This is a genomic window from Pseudomonas sp. S3E17 (assembly GCF_024168685.1).
GTDB classification, from domain to species: domain Bacteria; phylum Pseudomonadota; class Gammaproteobacteria; order Pseudomonadales; family Pseudomonadaceae; genus Aquipseudomonas; species Aquipseudomonas marginalis.
This window is the reverse complement of record NZ_JALJWE010000001.1, coordinates 6,791,094-6,814,675: the sequence shown is the minus strand read 5'-3', so window position 1 is coordinate 6,814,675 and position 23,582 is coordinate 6,791,094. Positions and strand designations below refer to the sequence as shown.

The window sequence follows — 23,582 nt, the reverse complement described above, 5'->3', positions numbered from 1 at the left end:
CGCGCATTCTACAGCAGCCTCATTTACTGTCAAGTGATTATTTTCAGAAGCTTTCGAAGATTTCTTCAACAACTTCAACCACTTGCGCTTGCGATCTCTCGTCAGCGGGAGGCGAATTCTACAGCGTTACACGCTGCTGTCAACACCTCTTTTTCTCCGCTTTCGACCGAGAAGATCGAATCGTTAATAGCGTCAAACAACACGACCCTACCAACTTCTTCTGGGCCTCGATGAACTGAAGCAATCCGCTGCTTTATTCTGCATAACTCATTGTTTACCAAGGAGTTTTACGTTTCGACTGCGCCGGAAGTGGGCCGAATTATAGACTTCCAGGATCTGCCGTCAATACTTAATTTAGCTTTTTCTATCAACGGGCCTGCCAACCTATAAATCCCTCTATATATAGAAGGTCTCGTTGTCGAATTGAGCAATATATTGCTCAAATCCGAACAGTTAAGCATCATAGCGGTCCCTGATTCTCGAATATGACCTCGGACGAACGCCCCAATGACCACCTCCCCCCGCAGCTTGGCCTCGGCGTTGTTTCCTGTCGGCCTGCTGTTGATCGCCATGGCCTCCATCCAGTCCGGAGCCTCACTGGCCAAGAGCATGTTCCCGATTGTCGGAGCCCAGGGCACCACAACCCTGCGCCTGATCTTCGCCAGCGTAATCATGTTGCTCATCTTGCGACCATGGCGCGCCAGGCTGACCGCAAAATCCCTGCGTACAGTGGTTGTTTACGGCATGGCCTTGGGCGGCATGAATTTCCTCTTCTATATGTCCTTGCGCAGCGTTCCGTTGGGCATTGCCGTAGCCCTTGAATTCACCGGACCGCTCGCCGTCGCGATCTACGCGTCGCGCCGAGCGGTAGACTTCCTGTGGATAGCACTCGCTATCATCGGCCTGCTCCTGCTGATCCCCACGGGGGAAGCCAGCAGCGGAATCGACCTGGCCGGCGCGACCTATGCTTTGGGGGCGGGGGCTTGCTGGGCACTCTACATTCTGTTCGGACAGAAAGCAGGCAACGACAACGGCGTCCAGACCGCCGCCCTGGGCGTAATGATCGCTGCCCTGTTTGTTGCGCCCATCGGCATTGTCCACGCCGGTACCGCACTACTGACCCCGGCATTGATCCCTGTCGCCATTGGTGTCGCGATTCTGTCCACTGCACTTCCCTACACCCTGGAGATGGTAGCGCTGACACGCCTCCCCGCCCGCACATTCGGAACGCTTATGAGCATTGAGCCTGCTTTCGGTGCGCTCTCAGGACTTTTCTTCCTGCAGGAACATCTATCCCTACCGCAATGGCTGGCCATAAGTTGCATCATCATGGCCTCGGTAGGTGCGACGTTGACAATGCGCAATGACTCCAAGCCGCTGGTTCCGGCGGATTGAATCATCTTTGAAAGTTGCTCTGGTATTTGCCGCGTATTTAGGCCATGTTTAAACTGCAAACGAATGTCATTCATGGAGTTTTTCGACAAGGACAGCGCGAACGCTACACTCGAGAGCGAGTAGAGCCGACTTCGAGCATTGTGAAGCGGCTATATAAGGATGGGAATGAAGCGAATTTTGATACTGTTAATGGTCGTGGCCCTTGCTGGCTGTGCCGCGACTACCAAGACAGAAGTAAAACGCGGCAAAAAAGGGCTGCATATCAACTGTTCCGGCCTGTCTTCTTCCTGGGACCAGTGCTACACCAGTGCAACCAACTCTTGTGGCGCGAAGGGCTACCGGGTTATCGCCAAGTCCGGTGACAATTCCGAGGAACCAGGGGACTACCCCTTCGGCCTAAACCCTGCCGGCTATACCAGCCGCAGCATGATCGTTATCTGCAAGTGATCTCCTCCGAGCAGTCACCAGCGACTGCTCATCCACATGCCTGATACAACCTCACCCCAACGCGGCGCTGCAACTGAATTATTGCAGCTCCTGATTTTGCAACAGATCAAATAGCCGTCGTGCGCACCTGCAACCACTCCAACGCAGCACCGCTGAGTAGCGGGCTCAGGCGTTCACGCACCTGGGCGTGATAGGCGTTGAACCACTCGCGCTCTTCCACCGTGAGCAGCGACGGCTCCAGGCAACGGGTGTCGATCGGGCACAAGGTCAGGGTTTCAAACGAGAGGAACTCACCAAACTCGGTCTTGCCTGCCTCGCGGTTCAATACCAGGTTCTCTATACGCACGCCCCAACGTCCAGGGCGGTAGGTGCCCGGCTCGATGGAGGTGATCATCCCTGGCTGCATCGCGGTTTGCGGCGCAGTGGCGGCCTGGTAGGCGATCACTTGTGGGCCTTCATGCACATTGAGGAAGTACCCTACGCCGTGCCCGGTACCGTGGCCGTAGTCCACGCCTTCGGCCCAGATCGGCGCACGGGCAATGGAATCCAGCAGCGGCGATAGAATGCCTTTGGGGAAATGCGCACGTGACAGTGCAATCACGCCCTTCAGCACACGGGTGCAGTCACGTTTCTGTTCGTCGCTCGGCGTACCGATAGGCACCATCCGCGTGATATCCGTGGTACCGCCCAAATACTGGCCACCCGAGTCGATCAGCAGCAAGCCGTCGCCTTCGATTACCGCATGCTCTTCTTCGGTGGCGTGGTAATGCGGCATGGCCCCATTGGCATTGAACGCTGCGATGGTATTGAAACTCAGCGACACGTAATCGGGGCGACGGGTGCGCGCAGCCGTCAGGTGTTCATCAATGGTCAATTCAGTGATGCGTTCACGTCCGAGTGCACTGTCCAGCCAGGCGAAGAATTCGCACAGCGCCGCGCCGTCCTGTTCCATGGCTCGGCGGATGTGCTCCGCGTCCGCCAGGCTCTTGCGGGATTTGGCCAGCGTGGTGGGGTTCAACCCTTCGATCAGCTTGACGCCGGCATCCAGGTTTTCCAGCAGACCGGCAGTAACGCGGGCCGGGTCAACCTGCATGCTGGCGCCCGATGGCACCGCGCGCAGTGCATCCGCCACGTCGCTGTAGTCGCGCAACGTCACACCATCCTGCGCAAGCACCGCACGCAGGTCCGCGTCGACTTTACTCAGCGCCACAAACAACGTGGCCTGTTGTTGATTGATCAACGCAAACGACACAAACACCGGGTTAAACGAAACATCGCCGCCACGCAGGTTGAACAGCCAGGCGATGTCATCCAGGGTGGCGATGAAGTGCCAGTCGGCGCCCTTCTCTTTCAAACTGGCGCGCAGTGCGGCAAGTTTATCGCCACGGCTGACGGTCGCTTGCGGTGGCAGATGCTGATAGATCGGCTGGCTCGGCAGGCTCGGACGGTCCTTCCAAACTGCATCGAGTACGTCGATATCGGTCCGCAGGCGCGCCCCGCGCTCTGCCAGCCTGGCGCCCAAGGTGCGCGCCGACGCGACAGCCATGACCGCACCGTCCACCGCCACCACACCGCCTTCCGGCGTCTGCTCGGCCAGCCACTCCAACGGCCCGGGTTGGCCCGGTTGCAGCTTGACCAATTCAATGCCACTGCCCTTGAGCTCCTTGGTCGCCTGTTCCCAGTAACGGCTGTCGGCCCAGACACCGGCGAAATCCGCAGTGACAATCAGCGTGCCTACCGAGCCATGGAACCCCGACAACCATTGGCGCCCCTGCCAGTAACCCGGCAAATATTCGGACAAATGCGGGTCAGCCGATGGCACCAGCAGGGCGTGAATGCCCTCGCGGCTCATCAGTTCGCGGGTGTGCGCCAGGCGCTGGGGAACCGTTCCATGGGTCAAAGGCTGCGTACTCATTGTGTCTCCTGCTAACCACTAATAATTGTTATGTGAAAATCAGACGGCCCAGAACGCCGGTGCGCTGGCCAGTGCGGCCTTGATCAATTGCACGGCCTGGTCGATGTCCTGCTCGGTGGTAAACCGGCCCAGGCTCAAACGTATGGTGCGGCCGGCAGAACGTGCGTCAAGGCCCAACGCAAGCAGCACGTGGGAAGGCGCATTGCTCGCGGAGTTGCAGGCCGAGGTCGCCGAAAAGGCGATGCCCGCACTCAACGCAGCAGCGTCGAATTCACCTTCGCTGAACGTCAGGCTGAGGGTGTGAGGAATGCGCTGCGCAGGGCTGCCATTGAGGCGCACGCCACCGAGCGTATCCAACTGCTCCAGCAGGCGCTGGCGCAAGGCCGTGATGACTACCTTCTCCTGCGCAAAAGACGCCGCCGCCAAGGCGAATGCCGCGCCCATGCCCGCAATCTGATGAGTGGCCAGGGTACCGGAGCGCAAGCCCCCCTCGTGGCCGCCACCATGAATCTGTGCCGACACTTTCTGTTGCGCCCGAGGGCCGACATACAGCGCGCCAATCCCCTTGGGGCCATACAGCTTGTGCGCGGAAAACGACATCAAATCCACCGGCCACTGCGCCAGGTCGATCTCCACCTTGCCCGCGCCCTGCGCCGCGTCGACATGCAACAACGCGCCATGCTCACGCACGCGCGCGCCGATGGCGGGGATGTCATTGAGGGTGCCCAGTTCGTTATTCACCAGCATCAGCGATACCAGAAAGGTGTCTTCACGCAATGCCTCGCTGACGGCGTCGGCGCTGATCAACCCGTCGGCGTCCGGCACCAGGTAAGTCACGGCCACACCGGCTTCCTGCAACTGGCGCGCGGTATCCAGCGTGGCCTTGTGTTCAATCTGGCTGGTGATGATATGCCCGCCCGCCACGCCACGCGCCTGGGCAACGCCCTTGATCGCGAGGTTGTTGGACTCAGTAGCGCCGGAGGTCCAGACGATCTGTTCAGGCTGTGCGCCGACCAGTTCGGCCACCTGGCGACGTGCCTGCTCAACCGTTTGCCGGGCCGCCTGGCCGAACGCGTGGGAACTGGACGCGGGGTTACCGAAATTGGCATTGAAGCCCAGACACTCGACCATCACCTGGATGACGCGTTCGTCCACCGGGGTGGTAGCGGCGTAGTCGAAATACAGCGGACGTTTATTCATGACAGTCAAGACTCGCAGAGCAGGTTCCCGAGAGCAGCGTCTCAGGGGCATCGGCCGGAACAGAGGTCGTCAGGTTTACCGGATCGAATGCCATTAAAGAAGGACAACTTTAAGTAAATGTGCGTAGGAACGCTCCTGAAATTCAGCTTAACAGGCTGAAGTCGTGCCATGGCAAACAAAAAGCCCGAGGTTCCTTTAAGGGAAGCCTCGGGCTTTTTGCTGCGCAGTGCCAACTCAACTGGGACGACCATGCAAAACCACGTTGCGCTCGGCGTTCATTTCGCCCTGGCGATCAAATCCGAAGGGCTTCTGTGGCTGGCCGGTCAGTGCGGCGCGCTGCTGTTGATATTCATCAAACGACAAGCCACGACGGCTCAGCGCTTCCAGGGCCAGTTGCTTGCTCTCTTCGGCCGTGTAGGGACGCAATTCCGGCGATGGATGGCTCGCACACCCGGCGAGTACGGCGCTGACAATCACTAAGCAAACAGCAAGAAATCGGTTCATGGCGGTAGCCCTGGAAAGAAGGTTTCGAGTCAATGAACACAGGCTACTCCCGACCTCACAGAGTGAAAAATCACCGTCCGTGATAGTCGCTATCAACCGCCAACGCACCCTCGATAGCTACTCCTTATATTTCCTTATGATCTATAAATATGGAAATACGTTCATTTACGGAATAAATGCAACGCTCTATAAAGGACTTGCACCGCAACTGCACTGTTCGCCACGCAACTGTTTGCCAGGCAACAGCCATTCAACAAATCACCAGTCAGACAACAGCAGCATTTTTCAGCAGTGAACCTGCAACCCACGCCAATCAAGGCCTGCACCCGTTGGTACAGCTCTTGCTCAACAGGTTGCACTCCACCTGCTATGAACCACTGTTGATAAAGGAACTGTTCATGACCCGTCCCCTGAATGTCGTTGCCCTCTCCGGCGGAACCTGGCGCCCGTCCCGTACCCTCGTGCTGACCCAAGCCGTACTGGCTGAATTGGCGACCTTGCTGCCGATCCAGACCACCCTGATCGAACTGGGCGACATTGCCCGGCCGCTCGGTGGTGCGCTGTCACGGGATGAGTTGCCCGCCGAGGTCGAAGCCCAACTGGTGGCCATCGAACAGGCCGACCTGCTGATCGTCGCCGCACCGGTCTATCGCGGTTCCTACCCTGGCCTGCTCAAGCATCTGTTTGACCTGGTTGGCCTCAACGCCCTGATCGACACCCCGGTATTACTCGCAGCCACCGGCGGCAGCGAACGCCACGCGCTGGTTCTCGATCACCAACTGCGGCCGCTGTTCAGCTTCTTCCAGGCCCTGACCCTGCCGATCGGGGTGTACGCCACCGAGGCCGACTTCACCGATTACCAAATAACCAGTGAGCCCTTGAAGGGCCGTATACGCCTTGCGGCAGAACGCGCAGCGCCGTTGTTTGCAGCGCACTCCCCCTCTCTGCTGAAAATCGCTTAAGGATTGGTCATGGATGTTTTCTGGTTTCTGCCAACACATGGCGACGGTCATTACCTGGGCACCACCCAAGGTGCACGGCCGGTCACCCTCAATTATCTGAAGCAAGTCGCGCAGGCGGCTGACAGCCTGGGTTACCACGGCGTGCTGATTCCTACCGGCCGCTCGTGCGAAGACTCCTGGGTCATCGCCTCGGCGTTGGTGCCGCTGACCGAACGCCTGCGTTACCTGGTGGCAATTCGCCCGGGCATCATCTCGCCGACCGTTTCTGCGCGCATGGCGGCGACCCTGGATCGCCTGTCCAACGGTCGCCTGCTGATCAATGTGGTCACCGGCGGTGATCCCGACGAGAACCGCGGCGACGGCAGCTTCCTCGACCACAGCGAACGCTACGAAGTCTCCGACGAATTCCTGCAAATTTGGCGCCGCGTATTGCAGGGCGAATCAGTGGACTTCGAAGGCAAACACCTGCGAGTGCAGAACGCCAAGGCGCTTTACCCTCCGGTGCAAAAGCCTTATCCACCGTTATATTTCGGCGGTTCCTCGGATGCCGCCCACGACCTCGCCGCCGAACAGGTGGATGTGTACCTGACCTGGGGCGAACCGCCCGCCGCCGTCGCCGAAAAACTCGCGGATGTGCGTGAACGCGCTGCCCGCCACGGGCGTACGGTGAAGTTCGGCATTCGTCTGCACGTGATCGTGCGCGAGACCGAAGAGGACGCGTGGAAAGCCGCCGACAAGCTGATCGAGCACATCAGCGACGAAACCATTGCCGCCGCACAAAAATCCTTCTCGCGCTTCGACTCCGAAGGCCAGCGCCGCATGGCCGCCTTGCATGACGGGCGCCGCGACAACCTGGAAATCGCCCCCAACCTGTGGGCCGGTGTCGGCCTGGTACGCGGCGGTGCCGGTACCGCGCTGGTGGGCAACCCCCGGCAAGTAGCCGAGCGCATCAAGGAATACGCCGACCTGGGCATCGAAAGCTTCATCTTCTCCGGCTACCCGCACCTGGAAGAAGCCTATCGCTTTGCCGAGCTGGTGTTCCCGCTGCTGCCGGAACCCTATGCCAGTTTGGCCGGACGCGGCATCACCAACCTCACTGGCCCGTTCGGCGAAATGATTGCCAACGATGTTCTGCCAGCCAAGGCCTGATCGGCGCAGCGGCGGGAGCGGCATTGGTCGTTCCCGCTTATAAAGAGGAAAACCCGTGACAGCCAAACCCCATAGCGTCCTGCCATCACCGTTGCAGACCGCCAGACTGCTGGCCGCCGAATTCGCCCTCACTGCCGTCGAGCGCGACGAGCGCGGTGGCACCCCCAAGACCGAACGTGACGCCCTGCGCCAAAGCGGCCTGCTGGCCCTGAGCATTCCCACCCAATACGGCGGCCTCGGCGCCCGCTGGAGTGACACCCTGGCCATCGTGCGCGAGTTCGCCAAGGTCGACAGCTCCATTGCCCACGTCTTCGGCTTCCACCACCTGATGCTCGCCACCGTGCGCCTGTTCTCGCGGCCGGACCAATGGCAACCCTGGTTCGAACAGACCGCGCGCAAAAACTGGTTCTGGGGCAACGCCCTCAATCCATTGGACACACGCACCGTGGTCAAGGACTTCGGCGGCTGGCGCGAGTTCTCCGGCAAGAAGAGCTTCTGCTCCGGCGCCAGCGACTCGGAAATGCTGATTGCCTCGGCGGTGGATGAAAGCGCCGGCGGCAAGCTGCTGATCGCTGCCATCCCCAGCGGGCGCAGCGGCATCACCCTGCACAACGACTGGAACAATATCGGCCAGCGCCAGACCGACAGCGGCAGCGCCAGCTTCGAACGGGTGCGCGTCGAGGAGTCGGAATTGCTGCTCGACCCGGGCCCGCTGAGCACGCCTTTTGCCTGCCTGCGCCCGCTGATCGCCCAATTGACCTTCACCCATATGTTCCTCGGCATCGCCGAAGGTGCCTTCGAAGAAGCGCGCAACTACACGCTCACCGAGACCCGTTCCTGGCACAAGTCCTCAACCGAAGACGTGCGCCAGGACCCTTACGTACTGCATCACTACGGCGAATTCTGGGTGGCCCTGGAGGGTGTGCGCCTGTTGGTGGAACGCGCTGCCGAGCTGCTCGACCAGGCATGGGCAAAAGGCCCCAACCTCAGCGAAAACGAACGCGGTCAACTGGCGATTGCCATTGCGACCGCCAAGGTCGCCGCCACCCGCCAAGGCCTGGACCTGTGCAGCCGCCTGTTTGAAGTCACCGGCGCGCGCTCCACCCACGCATCCCTGCGCCTGGATCGTCATTGGCGCAACCTGCGCACGCAAACCCTGCACGACCCGGTCGACTACAAGCTCCACGAACTGGGGGACTGGGCGTTGAACCTATCCCTGCCGATTCCGACGTTCTACTCATAAAAAGAGGTGCCCATGCAGCTTCTAACCTTACCGCCCTCGCCCGCCCTCGCGACGTCGATCCGCGCCACGGCCCAGGTCTTCGAAGACCCGAAATCCAGGGCGCTGCTCGACCACATCCAGCAAGTGGCACCCAGCGAAGCCAGCGTGCTGATCATCGGCGAGACCGGCACCGGTAAAGAGCTGGTGGCGCGCCACATCCACAACCTCAGCGCGCGGCGCAACCGGCCGTTCGTGGCGGTGAACTGCGGGGCGTTCTCCGAATCCCTGGTGGAAGCCGAGCTGTTCGGCCATGAAAAAGGCGCGTTTACCGGCGCCCTCAGCGCCAAGGCCGGCTGGTTCGAAGAGGCCGATGGTGGCACGCTGTTCCTCGATGAAATCGGCGATTTGCCGATGCCCATCCAGGTCAAGCTGCTGCGCGTCCTACAGGAGCGCGAAGTGGTGCGCCTGGGCTCGCGCAAGAGCATTCCGATCGATGTGCGGGTACTGGCTGCGACCAACGTGCAACTGGAAAAGGCCATCAACGCCGGGCATTTCCGCGAAGACCTCTACTACCGCCTCGACGTCGTCAGCCTCGAGCTCAGCCCGCTGCGCGAGCGCCCCGGCGATATCCTGCCGCTGACCCGGCATTTTATCGAAGCCTACAGCCAACGCCTGGGCTACGGCCCGATCACCATCAGCCGCGAGGCCGAACACAAGCTAAAGAGCTACAGCTGGCCGGGCAACATCCGCGAATTGGAAAACGTGATCCACCACACCCTGCTGATCTGCCGTAACGGTGTGATCGAACGCGACGACCTGCGCCTGTCAAACATGCGCATCGAGCGCCAGGACGACAGCCAGCACGGCACCGACAACAGCGCCGAAGCCTTGCTGGAGCGCGCGTTTCAAAAGCTCTTCGAAGAACAGGCCGGTGCCCTGCACGAAAAGGTTGAAGACGCGCTATTGCGCGCCGCCTACCGCTTCAGCCATTACAACCAGGTGCACACCGCCAACTTGCTGGGCCTGAGCCGCAACGTCACGCGCACACGCCTGATCAAGATCGGCGAGTTGGCGGTGAACAAGCGTCGCCCTGGAGAAAACGTGCAGGGCGAGCGCATGCTGCACCTATCCATTTAGGCGACAGTGCAACGCGTTGTCATGGCTGCGTTCGAAACTGCGCAATACCTGGAACGAACCAAAGGTCACGGCCGTGGCCTGGTGGGCGCGGATCAGCGTCCAGAAATCTTCCTCGCCGTGTTCAAAGCATTGGAACGCCGCTTCGCCGTCCTCGCGGGAGCGCCATTGCAGGTAATTGAGCACCCGCCGCCCGTCTTCGCTGACCTGCACGCTCGCATTGATAAAGCCGCCATGGCCCTGGGCCAGGCGTTCACTTTGGGTGGACAAGGCCGCCACCAGCGCCACTTGTTGCTGGGGTTCGATGTGAAACTCGATCAGTTGAGTGAAACTGCGATTCTTCTCTGATACCTGCATGAACACTCCCATTTCTCTGTAGGCAGAATCTTGTGATTCGATACCACGCAGGGTAAAACCTCTAGTTAAGTCAAGGTCAAGCGCTTAATTGGAGTTTTCATGGTTACCAAAGAGCTCACCGTCGGCCAACTGGCAGCCCGTAGCGGTGTAGCTGTTACGGCCCTGCACTTCTACGAAACCAAGGGGCTGATCAAGAGTCATCGCAATGCCGGCAATCAACGACGCTATCCACGGGATGTACTGCGTCGGGTGGTGGTGATCAAGATCGCCCAGCGCCTGGGAATTCCACTGGCGACGATTGGCGAGGCATTGCAGACGTTGCCGGAAGGACGCACGCCCAACGCTCAGGATTGGGAGCGGTTGTCCGCGCTGTGGCGGGAAGACCTCGATGAGCGCATCCATAAGCTGATGCTGCTGCGGGACAAACTCACCGGTTGTATTGGGTGTGGATGCTTGTCGCTGGACGCGTGCCCGTTGCGCAACCCGGATGACCAGCTTGGTGGGCGCGGGCCGGGGGCGCAATTGCTGGAGCCTGGCTGAACGCCCCCTTGTCGGGGCCCTCGGAGCCCTTGATGGGCATGGCCTATAGTGAAGAGGCCGTGCCTCCACAACCACAATCAAGGAGAACGAAATGAGCGTTAAACCGATTCCCGAGGGTTATCACAGTGTCACGCCCTATATGGGCATCGACAAAGCTTCAGAGGCTATCGAGTTTTACAAAAAGGCCTTCGGCGCCACTCAAATCACGCGCCTGGACATGCCCGATGGCAGGGTCGGCCATGCCGAACTGCGCATTGGTGACTCAGCGATCATGCTGGGCACGCCCTGCGATGAGATGTCCCTGAGCAATCCGGCTGAACGCACCAGTGTCGCTTTGCATCTCTATGTGAACGACGTAGACGCACAGTTCAAACAAGCCGTCGCAGCGGGCGCCAGCGTGGTGTCCGAACCAGAGGACCGATTCTATGGCGACCGTTCGGGCAGCGTGAAGGATCCATACGGTCACCTTTGGTACCTCGCCACCCGCAAGGAAGACCTCAGCGAAGAACAGATCCGTCAGCGCGCCATGGAAATGTTCAAGCAAGGCTGAGCACCGGGGCCGGTCCGCCGGCTCCTACCCCACTTCATGAATACCCCCACGCCGTAAAAACCCGCTGGATATGAACCTGAAACATTTTCTTTCATATCCACCTTGGGGATTTCTCATTCTCATCCGTCTTAACTTAGATACAGCCTGTCGCGTCAGCAAAAGCTACGACTGGCCTTTTCCGGGCCTCCCTCGCCCTCCTCTGATCAAGACCCCCTTTCACATGTCGAAGAAGTCACGCTCAAAACTCTGGTTTCTCGTCCATAGCTGGCTGGCCTTGCCCATCTGGTTCTTTGTACTGATTGTCTGCGTCACCGGCACCCTGGCGGTGGTCAGCCAGGAAATCGTGTGGCTGGCCAACCCGGACATCCGTGCGAGCAAGCCGTCGGATGATGCGCAACCACTGAGCTACGACCGGGTCATCGCCGCCATCAAGCGCGACGAACCCCAAGTCTTCGTCCAATCGATCAGCCGCCCGGATGAATCCCACTTCGCCCTCAGCGTCGACCTCAGCTACCCGGACGGGCGCTCGGTAGAGGTCTACGTCAACCCATACACGGGGGCGATCCAGGGCATCAGCCCGTCGTTCAACTTCCGTCAGTTCACCCGCGCCCTGCACGGCTGGTGGCTGGTGCCGTTTACCAATGGCTTCAGTTGGGGCTGGTACCTGGTGTCGCTGCTCGGCTTGCCGTTGCTGGCCTCACTGGTCACCGGCCTGGTGGTGTACAAACGCTTCTGGAAAGGCTTTTTCAAGCCGACCCTGCGTATCCGCCACGGCGCGCGGATTTTCTGGGGCGACTTCCACCGCCTGAGCGGTATCTGGTCGATCTGGTTTATTGCGGTGATTTCCATCACTGGCACTTGGTTCCTGATCCAGGCAATCCTGGGTGACAACCAGATCTCCATCTCCAGCGAGCCCATCGTCCCGGTGATCGCCCGCGAAAAAGTCCCAACCTCAGCCCCCGGCGTGCCTGCGCCGATGATTCCGGTGGATGAGGCGATCGCGATCGCCACCCAACGTATCCCAGGGCTGGAGGCGAGTTTCGTGAGCCTGCCGCTCAATGCCTACAGCCACCTGCAAATCGGCGGGCGGGGCTGGTACCCGCTGATGTTCCAGACCGCTCAGATCAACCCGTATGACGGTGAAATCGCCTCGTCGCACCTGCTGTCCGACCGCACCAAGCTGGAGTTCGTCACCGAGTCCATGCGCCCCCTGCACACCGGCGACTTTGGCGGGTTGTGGATCAAGCTGATCTGGGCATTCTTCGGCCTTGTGCTGAGCATGATGGTCTTGAGCGGCCTGTTGATCTGGACCAAGCGCACGGCCCTGGCCACCCTCAACGCTCTCAAGCGTGAGGCCAAGACACAACGTGCGCCGGCAGCCATTCCGGCCATGCAGTCTGAAACCTCGGAGGCCAACCCATGAGCAAGTCCGCCAAAGCTACCCCGCCTTCACCGTTGCGGACCTTTTGGCTGAAATGGCGTTTCCACATCAATGTCCTGCTGTTGCTGGTACCGCTGGGCTTCATGCCCAAGTACTTCGCCGATGCCGCGCTGTTTCGCGGCGACACCGGCATCGGCGAGCGGGTGGCCGGCGACGTACAGGTCGGCCCCTGGAGCCTCACGCTGGCCGAATTTCGCAATGAAGGCCCGCGCCCCGACCCGGCCGGCCCGATGAAGTCCTTCAACGCCGCCCTCTGCGCCACCTGCGCCGACCAGGTCAAGGCCACGTACCTGCGCATCGGCAAGCCGCGCAGCCTGCGTGCCGCCGGGGTGATCTTCTTCGGTACCCCGTATCGCATGGGTGCGGGCCTGCCCGTGCCGGAGCGTACCCCCGTCGACGCCGAACTGTGGGTCACCATGGAAGGCTGGGACGGCACCATGCACCAGGGTTCCATCCCGCTGAGCCAGGCCTCGCCTGCCACCATTGCCTGGCTGAACAAGCAAGGAGTCAAACCATGATGTTCAAGCACCTGTCCCGCGCCGCGCTGTTGCTGTGCGCCGGTTTCAGCACCACCGTCTTTGCCCATAACCCGATGTGCGAATGCAAGGAAATCCCCGGCGAGCAGATCCAGTGCAAAGGCGGTTTCTCCGACGGCAGCGGTGCCCCCGGCGTGACCCTGGATGTGATCGGCTATGACGAAACCATCCTGGTGCCCGGCAAGCTCGGCCAGGACTCCACCCTGACCTTCAAGAAACCGACCGCCGAGTTCTACGTGCTGTTTGATGCAGGCCCCGGTCACGTGGTGGAAATCGACCAAGCGGATATCCAGCCTCAATGAGTACGACACAGGTTGTTCGCCCCGCCGGTGCCGGCCACGAAACCCTCTACGTACTGCTGCTGTGCCTGATCATCCTCGCGGTGGCCGGTACGGTGGTGGCGCTGCACGGTGAAACCCAGGCAGTCGCGACGCTGCCCCGCCATCAGCTGGATGCCCGCCGCGACCTGAGCGCCGCCGAACAAGGCATCTACGCCGACCTGCGGGTCACGCTGGATGAAATCCACTTGCTGCAGCAGGAGCAAAGCGCCCTGCCTGGCCCCGAGCAACTGGCCGAAGAAGGCTTCGCGCCCTTTGCCCAGGACGCCAGTTCGGTCAGCCGCGGCGACCATCGCTGGCAGTTGTTGGCGAATTCGGCCTACTTGGGACTGAGCCAGACGCCGACCACCAGCGGTTCACTGCTGATGCGCGTACAGGGCAGCGAGCCGGATATCTGGCTCAACCGCAGCACACACCTGGCCGCCCCCTCCGACCTCACTGACCAGGCGCTGATCGCAGCCGGCTGGCAGCAGGTGGTCGCGCAATTCGATGCCGGCGTCACCCGCCAGCACCGTCACTGAACGAGAAGACCGATTGCCCATGTCTATTTCATCGCCCCTGTTGCGCGTGTTTCTGGTTGGCCTGTTCAGCCTGATACTCGCCCCCCTCGCGAATGCCGAAGCGGCTAAACGCCTGCGTATCGGCATCACCCTGCACCCTTATTACAGCTACGTGGCCAATATCGTCGGCGACAAGGCCGAAGTGGTGCCGCTGATCCCGGCCGGCTTCAATCCCCACGCCTACGAGCCACGTGCCGAAGACATCAAGCGCATCGGCACCCTGGATGTGATCGTGCTCAACGGCGTCGGCCATGACGATTTCGCCGACCGCATGATCGCCACCAGCGAGCGCCCGGACATCCCGGTGATCGAAGCCAACGCCAACGTGCCGCTGCTGGCGGCCACCGGCAACGCCGCACGCGGTGCCGGCAAGGTGGTCAACCCGCACACCTTCCTGTCGATCAGTGCATCGATTGCCCAGGTCAACAACATCGCCCGCGAGCTGGGCAAGCTCGACCCGGACAATGCCAAGACCTACACCCAGAACGCCCGTGCCTACGGCAAACGCCTGCGGCAGATGCGTGCCGATGCCCTGGCCAAGTTGACCGGCGCCCCCAATCCGGACCTGCGCGTCGCCACCGTGCACGCGGCCTACGATTACCTGCTGCGCGAGTTCGGCCTGGAAGTCACGGCCGTGGTCGAACCCGCCCACGGGATCGAGCCGAGCCCCAGCCAGTTGAAGAAGACCATCGACGAACTGCGCGCCCTGGACGTCAAGGTGATCTTCTCGGAGATGGATTTCCCGTCCACTTACGTCGACACCATCCAGCGTGAATCCGGGGTCAAGCTGTACCCGCTGTCGCATATTTCCTACGGCGAATACAGCGCTGAAAAATACGAAGTGGAAATGACCGGCAACCTTAACACCGTAGTACGGGCGATTCAGGAGTCCGGGGCATGACCGCAGCGCAGCAACTTAAGGTCGCGAGCGTCGGCCCGACCCTCGACTTCAACCAGGTGTCCCTGACCCTGGGCCGCACCGTGATCCTCGACGGCGTGAGCTTCCAGGTGCAGCCGGGCAGTATTCATGCGCTGGTGGGCCCGAATGGCGGCGGCAAAAGCTCGCTGATCAAGACCCTGCTGGGGCAAACACCGCACCAGGGGCAACTGAGCCTGCAATGGCCGGGCACACCCGGCACCATCGGTTATGTGCCCCAGGCGCTGGAGTTCGACCGGGGCCTGCCGATGACGGTCGACGATTTCATGGCCGCCATGTGCCAGCGGCGCCCGGCGTTCCTGGGGTTGTCCAAACATTACGCCGCCGCGATTGGCGAGGCGCTGGAGCGGGTCGGCATGCAGGACAAGCGCAAGCGGCGCATGGGCGCGCTGTCCGGCGGTGAGCGCCAGCGGGTGTTGTTGGCCCAAGGGTTGATTCCGGCGCCGCAACTGCTGGTACTGGATGAGCCGATGTCGGCCCTCGACGAAGCGGGCATCCAGGTGTTCGAACGGCTGCTCAATGACTGGCGCCTGGCCGGCATCACCGTGCTGTGGATCGAGCACGACCTGGAAGCCGTGGGCCGCCTGGCCGACCGCGTCACCGGCCTGAACCGCCGCCTGCTGTTCGACGCCACGCCGAAAGAGGCGCTGACCCCGGAGCGCCTGCTGACCCTGTTCTCTACCCATCCGCGGAGCCCGGCGCCATGAGTTATGAAGCGTTTCGCCTGATGGTCCAGGGCTGGGCCTCGTCCGGTTACCTGCCGGAGGCACTGGCCTATGGTTTTGTGGTCAACGCCCTGCTCGCCGGCCTGCTGATCGGCCCGGTGCTGGGCGGGCTGGGCACGCTGGTGGTGGTCAAGCGCTTTGCGTTTTTCTCCGAAGCGGTCGGCCATGCCGCACTGACCGGCGTGGCCGTGGGCATCCTGCTGGGTGAGCCCTACACCGGGCCCTATGGCAGCCTGTTCGGTTACTGCCTGTTGTTCGGCATCCTGCTCAACTACCTGCGCAACCGTACGGGCCTGGCACCGGACACCTTGATCGGCGTGTTCCTGTCGGTGTCCCTGGCGCTGGGCGCCAGCCTGCTGCTGATCCTGGCGGGCAAGATCAACGTGCATATCCTCGAGAACGTGCTGTTCGGTTCGGTATTGACGGTCAACGGTAACGACCTGCTGGTGCTGGCGATTGTCGGCTCACTGGTAATGGCCCTGGCGCTGCCGCTGTACAACCGCATCATGCTCGCCAGCTTCAACCCGCAATTGGCGGCGGTGCGTGGTGTGGCGGTGAAGACCCTGGACTACCTGTTCGTGATCCTGGTGACGCTGATCACCGTGGCGGCAGTCAAGGTCATCGGCGCCATCCTGGTGGGCGCACTGCTGGTGATCCCGGCTGCGGCGGCACGCCTGCTGAGCCAGTCGCTCAAAGGCTTCTTCTGGATCTCGGTGGTGATCGCCACCGTCAGCACCCTGTGCGGGATCCTGTTGCCGATCATCTTCGACCTGCCCATCCCCTCCGGTGCCGCGATCATCCTGATGGCCGGTATCGCTTTCGCCCTTGCCGCCGTCGCGCGGGGCACCGTGCCCAGCCTTAAAGGGAACCTTGGATAATGCGCTCCGTTCTTCAACCTCTGGCCCTGGCCATCGCTTGCTTGATCACCACGCCGCTGATGGCGGCCGACGTGGGCAAACCTGCTGCTCACGCGGCAAAACCGGTCAAAGTCCTGGCCTCGCTGCCGATCACCTACGGCCTGGCGCAGGTGCTGCTCAAGGGCACCGACGTGCAGCTTGAACGCGCCGCCCCGGCCAACCTGCCGGGCTCGCGGCAGGTGTCGTACTTTACCGGCCGTGGCGCGCCGGCATTGAACACCCTGGCCCAGGACGCCGACGCTGCCATCGGCGTGCGCTCGCTGTGGGCCGATGACCCGCTCTACCCCGTGGCACGGCGCAGCAATATCCGTATCGTCGAAATCGATGCGGCACGCCCGGTGGATGGCGGCCTGCCGGGGATCGCCGTGCAACCTGGCGTCGCCGACGGCTTGAACAGCCAGCCGTGGCAATCGAGCAACAACCTGGGGCGCATGGCCGATGTCCTGGCCGCCGACCTGAGCCGCCTGGCACCGGGCGCCAAGGCGAAGATCGACGCCAACCTGGCCGCCCTCAAGCAACGCCTGCTCAAGCTCAGCGCCGACAGCGAGGCGCGACTGGCCAAGGCGGACAACCTGAGTGTGGTCAGTTTGAGCGATCACTTTGCCTATCTGATCAGCAGTTTGAATCTCGAACTGCTCAGCACCGATGCCCGGCCCGACGCCGATTGGACGCCTGAGGCGTTACAGAAGCTCAGTACCGAGCTGAAGGACAACGACGTGGCCGTGGTGCTGCATCATCGCCAGCCGAGTGACGCAGTGAAAGCCGCCATCACGGCAGGCGGTTCAACGCTGCTGGTGTTGAACGTAGACGGCGCGGACCCGGTATCGGAGCTGGAGAGCAATGTGGACCAAGTGATCAAGGCACTCACGGTGCACTCACTGTAGGAGCGAGCTTGCTCTCGAAAAACCTGAGGGCGCTGCGGGGAGCCAGGCCTCCCGCGTCATCGTTGACATCTTTCGCGAGCAAGCTCGCTCCTACAGGAGGCCCCCCGATCACACCACATCCACACCGACATGAATCGCATCATGCCGCCAGAATTCCAGGTCGCAGTCGATCAAGCGCTGGTACTGGTCATAATTGACCCGGGCGATCCGCAAGCCCGGGCTGCCCACCGACACGCGCAATGCCGCCGCAGCTTCCACCGGCAATGAGGTCGGCACGATCTCGAAGCGCACCCGCCCGTAGTGCAAGTCGTACTTGCGCGCATACAACTCGGTCATCGACTGATTCAGGTCGCACTCGAGAATCCCCGGGAAATACTGCGGGTTCAGGTAGTGCTCCACATACAACACCAGCCGCCCGTCAATCCGCCGTCCCCGGCAGATCTGGATCACGCTGGACAACGCCGGCAGCTGCAACCACGCACACACCGCGGCCGAGGCCGGCTGCAGTCGCGCACTGATCACTTCGGTGGATGCCACTCGTCCCTGGTCGTTGACCATGGCGTGAAAGTGGCTGCGCTGCATCAGGTTGTAGGCCAGGCGTGGCGGCGAGACGAACCAGCCCCGGCGCTCCTCGCGATAAATCTGCCCTTGAGCCTCCAGTTGTAACAAGGCTTCCCGCACGGTAATTCGAGTGGTACCAAACAACTCGCTGAGCTTGCGCTCGGCAGGCAGCTTGCTTGCAGGCGCCAACAGGCCGTGGTCGATCTGCTCTTGCAGCGCCAGCCCGATGGATGTCACCGCCTTGATTGCCTCATCACGCATCAACGTTACCTATCTGGACTAGACCAGCACTGTTCAGGTGCACAAACCGCTGCATAAGTGGGCTTGCACGACTGCTTGCCAGCCTAGGCACTCCTGATGACCGACAGATGACAGTCCCTGCCCCGTCCCTGCACCACACCCTGCAATACATCGGCCAAGTCCAGTCGCTACGGGCACTTGAGCATGGTCTACGCTAAGTCTGCGCTGAGCGACATCAAGGTTTTAAAAACGACATCGACATGAAACTGTCATCCATCGCGTCTAGATTGGCTCAGGTATTGCTCTGACCTAGACCAACAACACCATAGAAAACACCGCCGCGTTGAAAACGCCCAAAGGAGCTTCGGATGAAACAGCTTTTCCTGGCATCACTGTTAGGCTCGACCATTGCCATGTGCACCGCCGCCATGGCCGCTGATACCGATCTAAAAACCTTGGAAGCCGCCGCGAAAGCGGAAGGTGCCGTCAACAGCGTCGGCATGCCCGATGACTGGGCCAACTGGAAAGGCACCTGGGAAGACCTGGCCAAGACCTACGGCCTCAAGCACATCGACACCGACATGAGTTCGGCCCAGGAAATCGCCAAGTTCAAGGCCGAAAAAGACAACGCCAGCGCCGACATCGGCGACGTAGGCGCCGCCTTCGGCCCGATCGCGGTGAAGCAGGAAGTCACCCAGCCGTACAAGCCGTCCAACTGGGCCTCGGTGCCGGATTGGGCGAAAGACAAGGACGGTCACTGGGCCCTGGCCTACACCGGCACCATCGCGTTCATCGTCAACAAGAAGCTGCTGCACGGCTCCGAAGTCCCTACCAGTTGGGCGGACCTGCAAACCGGCAAATACAAAGTCTCGGTGGGTGACGTAAGCACTGCGGCCCAGGCCTCCAACGCCGTACTCGCCGCCGCCATCGCCAATAAAGGCGATGAAAAGAACATCGCCCCGGGCCTGCAATTCTTCACCAAGATCGCCCAGCAAGGTCGCCTCGGCCTGTCCAACCCGACCATCGCCACCATGGAAAAAGGCGAAGTCGAAGTGGGTATCGTCTGGGACTTCAACGGCCTGAGCTACAAAGCCAAGATGGCCAACCCGGATGACTACGTGGTGCTGATCCCATCGGACGGCTCGGTGAAATCCGGCTACACCACCATCATCAACAAATACGCCAAGCACCCGAACGCCGCCAAGCTGACCCGCGAATACATCTTCAGCGACGCCGGCCAACTCAACCTGGCCCGTGGCAACGCACGTCCGATCCGTGCCGAAACCGACCTGAAACTGCCGGCCGACATCGCCAAGAACCTGATCCCGGGCGAGCAGTACACCAAGGCCAACCCGCAGCCGATCAAGGATGCCGATGCCTGGGAAGCGACTTCCAAGAAGCTGCCGCAACTGTGGAACGAGCAGGTCATCGTAGAGATGAAGTAAGGGTTTATCCCACATTGGAGCTCCAGTGGAGATCCAATGTGGGAGGGGGCTTGCCCCCGATGACGGTGGATCAGCTAACAAATTCGTTGAATGACACACCGCTATCGGGGGCAAGCCCCCTCCCACATTTTTGACCCCGTTCCTCCAGAGGAATTGAGCCAAGTCAATCATTGCGGAGCGTCGCCCCCCATGAAGCACCCCGTCATCCTTGTCGTGCTCGACGGCCTGAACTTCGAGGTTGCAAGGCACGCCATGGGGCACTTGCAGGCCTATGTCGGCGCAGGACGCGCAGCCCTCTACAAGCTGGAATGTGAACTGCCCGCCCTGTCCCGCCCGTTGTACGAATGCATCCTCACCGGCGTGCCACCGATCCACAGCGGCATCGTCCACAATAACGTCTCGCGCCTGTCCAACCAGCGCAGCATTTTCCATTACGCCACCGACGCCGGCCTTACCACCGCAGCGGCGGCTTACCATTGGGTCAGCGAGTTGTATAACCGCACGCCCTTTCTCGCCGCACGGGATCGTCATACCGACGACAAAGCGCTGGCGATCCAGCACGGGCATTTCTACTGGAATGACCACTACCCGGACTCCCACCTGTTTGCCGACGCCGAAAGTCTGCGGCTCAAGCACGCGCCGGACTTCATGGTGGTGCACCCGATGAACATCGACGACGCCGGCCACAAGCACGGCCTCGACACGCCGCAGTACCGCAACAGCGCACGTTCGGCCGACATCATCCTGGCCGACTACCTGCAAGCCTGGCTGGATGCGGGTTACCAGGTGCTGGTGACCGCCGACCACGGCATGAACAACGACCGCTCCCACAACGGCTTGCTGCCGGAAGAACGGGAAGTGCCGCTGTTCGTGCTCGGCGATGCCTTCAGCCTGGACACCCACGCCGCACCGAAACAGACCGAGCTGTGCGGCACGGTCTGCGAACTGCTGGGCGTACCCCACGACAAACCCGTGTGCCGGGAGTTACTGAAGTGAGTTCAATATCCCGCGGCAAATGGCTGGCCCTCCTGTGCCTGGTGCCTTTCGCACTGTTCTTTATCGTGTTCGAAATCGCCCCGCTGGTGTGGGTGCTGATCAATAGCCTGCAGACCGAAGACACCGGCTGGGGGCTGGACAACTTCACGCGCATCTTCAGTTCGAAGTTCTATCTGCAGGCCATCCAGTTCAGCCTGGAGATCAGCTTCTACTCGAGCATCTTCGGCATCATCATCGCCACGCTGGGCAGTTACTCCCTGCGCCGGGTGGATTCGCCGCTGCGCAACTTCGTCACCGCCTTCGCCAACATGACCAGCAACTTTGCCGGCGTGCCCCTGGCCTTCGCGTTCATCATCCTGCTGGGGTTCAACGGCAGCATCACCATCATGCTCAAGCAGGCCGGGATCATTCAGGACTTCAACCTGTACTCCAAGACCGGCCTGATCATCCTCTACACCTACTTCCAGATCCCCCTCGGCGTGCTGCTGCTCTACCCGGCCTTTGACGCCCTGCGCGAAGACTGGCGCGAGTCCGCTGCGTTACTGGGCGCCAATGGCTGGCAGTTCTGGCGGCATATCGGCCTGCCGGTGCTCACGCCAGCGCTGCTGGGCACGTTCGTGATCCTGCTGGCCAATGCCCTGGGTGCCTATGCGACGGTCTACGCCCTGACCACCGGTAACTTCAACGTGCTGCCGATTCGTATCGCCGGCCTGGTGTCGGGGGATGTATCCCTCGATCCAAACATGGCCAGCGCCCTGGCCGTGGTGCTGGTGGCGCTGATGACCGTGGTCACCGTGGTCCATCAACTGCTGCTCAAGAGGAGCTACCATGTCTCGCGCTGAAGCCGGCCCGGCCTCCCTCTACCACCGCGTGGTGGTGTACCTGTTGTTCGCGATCCTGGTGCTGCCGCTGATCGGCACCTTCGTCTACTCCATTGCCAGCAGTTGGTCGGCAACCATTCTGCCGGCGGGCTTCACGGTGAAATGGTATGTGCAGCTATGGAGCGACCCACGCTTCCTGATGGCCTTCGGGCAATCCTTGCTGGTGTGCGTGGGCGCGCTGATCCTGTCGGTGGTGTTGATTCTGCCGCTGCTGTTCGTGGTGCATTACCACTTTCCCAGGCTCGACGCCTTGATGAACATCCTGATCCTGCTGCCCTTCGCGGTACCGCCGGTGGTGTCGTCGGTGGGCCTTCTGCAGCTGTACGGTTCCGGGCCGTTGGCGATGGTGGGCACGCCGTGGATCCTGATCGGCTGCTACTTCACCGTGGCGCTGCCGTTCATGTACCGGGCGATCACCAACAACCTGCAAGCCATCAACCTGCGCGACCTGATGGATGCCTCGCAACTGCTCGGCGCCAGCACCTGGCAGGCCGCGCTCTTCGTGGTGCTGCCCAACCTGCGCAAAGGCCTGATGGTGGCGCTGCTGCTGTCGTTCTCGTTCCTGTTCGGTGAGTTCGTGTTCGCCAATATCCTCGTGGGCACTCGCTACGAAACCCTGCAGGTGTACCTGAACAACATGCGCAACAGCAGCGGCCACTTCACCAGCGCCGTCGTGATTTCCTATTTCTTCTTTGTGCTGGTGCTGACCTGGGCCGCCAATATCTTGAACAAGGACAAAAGCCAATGAGCTTCGTCAGCGTCCAACATCTGCAAAAAGGCTACGCCGGCACCCCGGTGTTCAGTGATATCAACTGCGAAATCGCCAAGGGTGAGTTCGTCACCCTGCTCGGCCCATCCGGTTGCGGCAAGTCCACCCTGCTACGCTGCATCGCCGGCCTGACCGCGGTGGACAGTGGGAAAATCCTGCTGGACGGCCAGGACATCGTTCCGCTGAGCCCACAGAAACGCAACGTCGGCATGGTGTTCCAGAGCTATGCGCTGTTCCCCAACATGACCGTGGAACAGAACGTCGCCTTCGGCCTGCGCATGCAAAAGGTCAACGCCGATGACAGCCACAAGCGCGTGCAGGAAGTGCTGCAACTGGTGGAACTCAAGGACCTGGCCGGCCGCTACCCGCACCAGATGTCCGGCGGCCAGTGCCAACGTGTAGCCCTGGCCCGCTCCCTGGTCACCCGCCCGCGCCTGTTGCTGCTGGATGAGCCGCTGTCGGCGCTGGATGCACGGATTCGCAAGCACCTGCGCGAACAGATTCGCCAGATCCAGCGCGAACTGGGGTTGACCACGATCTTCGTGACCCATGACCAGGAAGAAGCCCTGACCATGTCGGACCGCATCTTCCTGATGAACCAGGGCAAGATCGTGCAAAGCGGCGATGCGGAGACCCTCTACACCGCACCGGTGGATGTATTCGCTGCCGGTTTCATCGGCAACTACAACCTGCTGGACGCCGACAAGGCCAGCCAACTGCTGCAACGCCCGATCAGCGGGCGCATCGCGATTCGCCCGGAGGCCATCGAACTGAGCCGCAACGGCGAACTCGACGCGCTGGTGCGCAGCCACAGCCTGCTGGGCAACGTGATCCGCTACCGTATCGAAGCCCGTGGCGTGGAATTGGTGGTGGACGTGCTAAACCGCTCGGCGGACGATCTGCACCCGGACGGCCAGCGCCTGGCACTTTCCATCGACCCCAGTGCGCTGTGTGAAGTAGCCTGAGCAGCAGCAGTG

At 61.3% G+C, this 23,582-nt stretch carries 26 protein-coding genes and 1 pseudogene; 21 read left to right on the top strand and 6 right to left on the bottom strand.

Annotated features, from left to right (window positions below):
• The first annotated feature begins 507 nt into the window (after window positions 1-507).
• Together rhtA and J3D60_RS31090 are read left to right on the top strand one after the other, a co-directional pair.
• Window positions 508-1,395 (top strand): threonine/homoserine exporter RhtA, encoded by an 888-nt coding sequence (gene rhtA / locus J3D60_RS31095; protein ID WP_065939873.1) that lies wholly within the window; start codon window positions 508-510, stop codon window positions 1,393-1,395.
• 165 nt (window positions 1,396-1,560) lie between these two features.
• Entirely contained in the window at window positions 1,561-1,842 is a 282-nt protein-coding gene (locus J3D60_RS31090) for a hypothetical protein (RefSeq protein WP_065939874.1), read from the top strand.
• Between the two features lie 106 nt (window positions 1,843-1,948).
• Here J3D60_RS31090 and J3D60_RS31085 read toward each other — a convergent pair whose 3' ends face one another.
• The 3 genes from J3D60_RS31085 to J3D60_RS31075 form a co-directional block, all read right to left on the bottom strand.
• A complete protein-coding gene (locus J3D60_RS31085) occupies window positions 1,949-3,757 on the bottom strand; it encodes an aminopeptidase P family protein (protein WP_065939875.1) in 1,809 nt (602 codons plus the stop codon).
• 39 nt (window positions 3,758-3,796) lie between these two features.
• Window positions 3,797-4,957: a cysteine desulfurase family protein gene (locus J3D60_RS31080; RefSeq protein WP_253493909.1), complete on the bottom strand. Its 1,161-nt coding sequence runs from the start codon at window positions 4,955-4,957 to the stop codon at window positions 3,797-3,799.
• A gap of 234 nt (window positions 4,958-5,191) precedes the next feature.
• Complete coding sequence (locus J3D60_RS31075) at window positions 5,192-5,461, bottom strand: hypothetical protein (RefSeq protein ID WP_065924558.1); 270 nt, start codon at window positions 5,459-5,461, stop codon at window positions 5,192-5,194.
• 398 nt (window positions 5,462-5,859) lie between these two features.
• Between J3D60_RS31075 and msuE the strand changes: the two genes are divergently transcribed.
• From msuE to J3D60_RS31055, 4 genes are read left to right on the top strand one after another with little or no spacing between them, the layout of a single operon-like run.
• Entirely contained in the window at window positions 5,860-6,423 is a 564-nt protein-coding gene (gene msuE, locus J3D60_RS31070) for an FMN reductase (RefSeq protein WP_027607134.1), read from the top strand.
• Window positions 6,424-6,432: 9 nt separating this feature from the next.
• A complete protein-coding gene (gene ssuD, locus J3D60_RS31065; protein ID WP_027607133.1) occupies window positions 6,433-7,572 on the top strand; it encodes an FMNH2-dependent alkanesulfonate monooxygenase in 1,140 nt (379 codons plus the stop codon).
• Window positions 7,573-7,627: 55 nt separating this feature from the next.
• Complete coding sequence (locus tag J3D60_RS31060; protein WP_065939877.1) at window positions 7,628-8,815, top strand: acyl-CoA dehydrogenase family protein; 1,188 nt, start codon at window positions 7,628-7,630, stop codon at window positions 8,813-8,815.
• A gap of 12 nt (window positions 8,816-8,827) precedes the next feature.
• Entirely contained in the window at window positions 8,828-9,931 is a 1,104-nt protein-coding gene (locus J3D60_RS31055) for a sigma-54-dependent Fis family transcriptional regulator (RefSeq protein WP_065924541.1), read from the top strand.
• Here the strand turns inward: J3D60_RS31055 and J3D60_RS31050 are convergent.
• On the bottom strand, window positions 9,920-10,285 hold the full coding sequence (locus J3D60_RS31050) for an antibiotic biosynthesis monooxygenase (protein ID WP_065924540.1): 366 nt from the start codon (window positions 10,283-10,285) through the stop codon (window positions 9,920-9,922). The two genes, J3D60_RS31055 and J3D60_RS31050, sit on opposite strands and share 12 nt — an antisense overlap.
• Window positions 10,286-10,384: 99 nt before the next feature.
• Between J3D60_RS31050 and soxR the strand changes: the two genes are divergently transcribed.
• The 10 genes from soxR (at window position 10,385) to J3D60_RS31000 (ending at window position 17,713) form a co-directional block, all read left to right on the top strand.
• Window positions 10,385-10,825, top strand: coding sequence for a redox-sensitive transcriptional activator SoxR (gene soxR / locus J3D60_RS31045; RefSeq protein WP_027607129.1), 441 nt, complete (start codon window positions 10,385-10,387; stop codon window positions 10,823-10,825).
• Window positions 10,826-10,916: 91 nt separating this feature from the next.
• The gene (locus J3D60_RS31040) at window positions 10,917-11,375 is read left to right on the top strand and encodes a VOC family protein (protein ID WP_065939878.1); all 459 of its coding nucleotides are present in this window, start codon (window positions 10,917-10,919) and stop codon (window positions 11,373-11,375) included.
• 220 nt (window positions 11,376-11,595) lie between these two features.
• Window positions 11,596-12,798 (top strand): PepSY domain-containing protein, encoded by a 1,203-nt coding sequence (locus tag J3D60_RS31035; protein ID WP_253493906.1) that lies wholly within the window; start codon window positions 11,596-11,598, stop codon window positions 12,796-12,798.
• Window positions 12,795-13,334: a thiamine pyrophosphate-binding protein gene (locus J3D60_RS31030; protein ID WP_253493904.1), complete on the top strand. Its 540-nt coding sequence runs from the start codon at window positions 12,795-12,797 to the stop codon at window positions 13,332-13,334. The genes J3D60_RS31035 and J3D60_RS31030 overlap by 4 nt, the downstream gene beginning before the upstream one ends.
• Window positions 13,331-13,654, top strand: coding sequence for a hypothetical protein (locus J3D60_RS31025; RefSeq protein ID WP_065939881.1), 324 nt, complete (start codon window positions 13,331-13,333; stop codon window positions 13,652-13,654). Before J3D60_RS31030 ends, J3D60_RS31025 begins: the two co-directional genes overlap by 4 nt.
• A complete protein-coding gene (locus tag J3D60_RS31020) occupies window positions 13,651-14,211 on the top strand; it encodes a DUF6162 family protein (RefSeq protein ID WP_065939882.1) in 561 nt (186 codons plus the stop codon). The genes J3D60_RS31025 and J3D60_RS31020 overlap by 4 nt, the downstream gene beginning before the upstream one ends.
• Window positions 14,212-14,230: 19 nt before the next feature.
• Complete coding sequence (locus tag J3D60_RS31015) at window positions 14,231-15,151, top strand: metal ABC transporter substrate-binding protein (RefSeq protein ID WP_065924535.1); 921 nt, start codon at window positions 14,231-14,233, stop codon at window positions 15,149-15,151.
• Window positions 15,148-15,894, top strand: a complete 747-nt coding sequence (locus J3D60_RS31010) for a metal ABC transporter ATP-binding protein (protein ID WP_253493902.1) — start codon at window positions 15,148-15,150, stop codon at window positions 15,892-15,894. The genes J3D60_RS31015 and J3D60_RS31010 overlap by 4 nt, the downstream gene beginning before the upstream one ends.
• Window positions 15,891-16,790, top strand: a complete 900-nt coding sequence (locus J3D60_RS31005) for a metal ABC transporter permease (protein WP_115488150.1) — start codon at window positions 15,891-15,893, stop codon at window positions 16,788-16,790. The genes J3D60_RS31010 and J3D60_RS31005 overlap by 4 nt, the downstream gene beginning before the upstream one ends.
• Window positions 16,790-17,713, top strand: a complete 924-nt coding sequence (locus tag J3D60_RS31000) for a zinc ABC transporter substrate-binding protein (RefSeq protein WP_253493901.1) — start codon at window positions 16,790-16,792, stop codon at window positions 17,711-17,713. Before J3D60_RS31005 ends, J3D60_RS31000 begins: the two co-directional genes overlap by 1 nt.
• On the opposite strand, the pseudogene J3D60_RS30995 reads toward J3D60_RS31000, so the two are convergent.
• Together J3D60_RS30995 and J3D60_RS30990 are read right to left on the bottom strand one after the other, a co-directional pair.
• Window positions 17,706-17,825 (bottom strand): annotated as a pseudogene (locus J3D60_RS30995) (outer membrane lipoprotein carrier protein LolA); the annotation flags it as partial. The gene J3D60_RS31000 and the pseudogene J3D60_RS30995 sit on opposite strands and share 8 nt — an antisense overlap.
• Window positions 17,822-18,535 (bottom strand): UTRA domain-containing protein, encoded by a 714-nt coding sequence (locus J3D60_RS30990; RefSeq protein WP_253493899.1) that lies wholly within the window; start codon window positions 18,533-18,535, stop codon window positions 17,822-17,824. The pseudogene J3D60_RS30995 and the gene J3D60_RS30990, both read right to left, overlap by 4 nt.
• 347 nt (window positions 18,536-18,882) lie before the next feature.
• Between J3D60_RS30990 and J3D60_RS30985 the strand changes: the two genes are divergently transcribed.
• The 5 genes from J3D60_RS30985 (at window position 18,883) to J3D60_RS30965 (ending at window position 23,570) form a co-directional block, all read left to right on the top strand.
• Window positions 18,883-19,959 carry an ABC transporter substrate-binding protein gene (locus tag J3D60_RS30985; RefSeq protein ID WP_027607118.1) on the top strand — a complete coding sequence of 359 codons (1,077 nt, stop codon included), beginning with the start codon at window positions 18,883-18,885 and terminating at the stop codon, window positions 19,957-19,959.
• A gap of 189 nt (window positions 19,960-20,148) precedes the next feature.
• Window positions 20,149-20,955: an alkaline phosphatase family protein gene (locus J3D60_RS30980; protein WP_065939887.1), complete on the top strand. Its 807-nt coding sequence runs from the start codon at window positions 20,149-20,151 to the stop codon at window positions 20,953-20,955.
• Entirely contained in the window at window positions 20,952-21,797 is an 846-nt protein-coding gene (locus tag J3D60_RS30975; RefSeq protein ID WP_027607116.1) for an ABC transporter permease subunit, read from the top strand. The genes J3D60_RS30980 and J3D60_RS30975 overlap by 4 nt, the downstream gene beginning before the upstream one ends.
• Complete coding sequence (locus J3D60_RS30970; protein WP_065939888.1) at window positions 21,784-22,584, top strand: ABC transporter permease; 801 nt, start codon at window positions 21,784-21,786, stop codon at window positions 22,582-22,584. Before J3D60_RS30975 ends, J3D60_RS30970 begins: the two co-directional genes overlap by 14 nt.
• Window positions 22,581-23,570, top strand: a complete 990-nt coding sequence (locus tag J3D60_RS30965; RefSeq protein ID WP_253493898.1) for an ABC transporter ATP-binding protein — start codon at window positions 22,581-22,583, stop codon at window positions 23,568-23,570. The genes J3D60_RS30970 and J3D60_RS30965 overlap by 4 nt, the downstream gene beginning before the upstream one ends.
• Window positions 23,571-23,582: the final 12 nt, after the last annotated feature.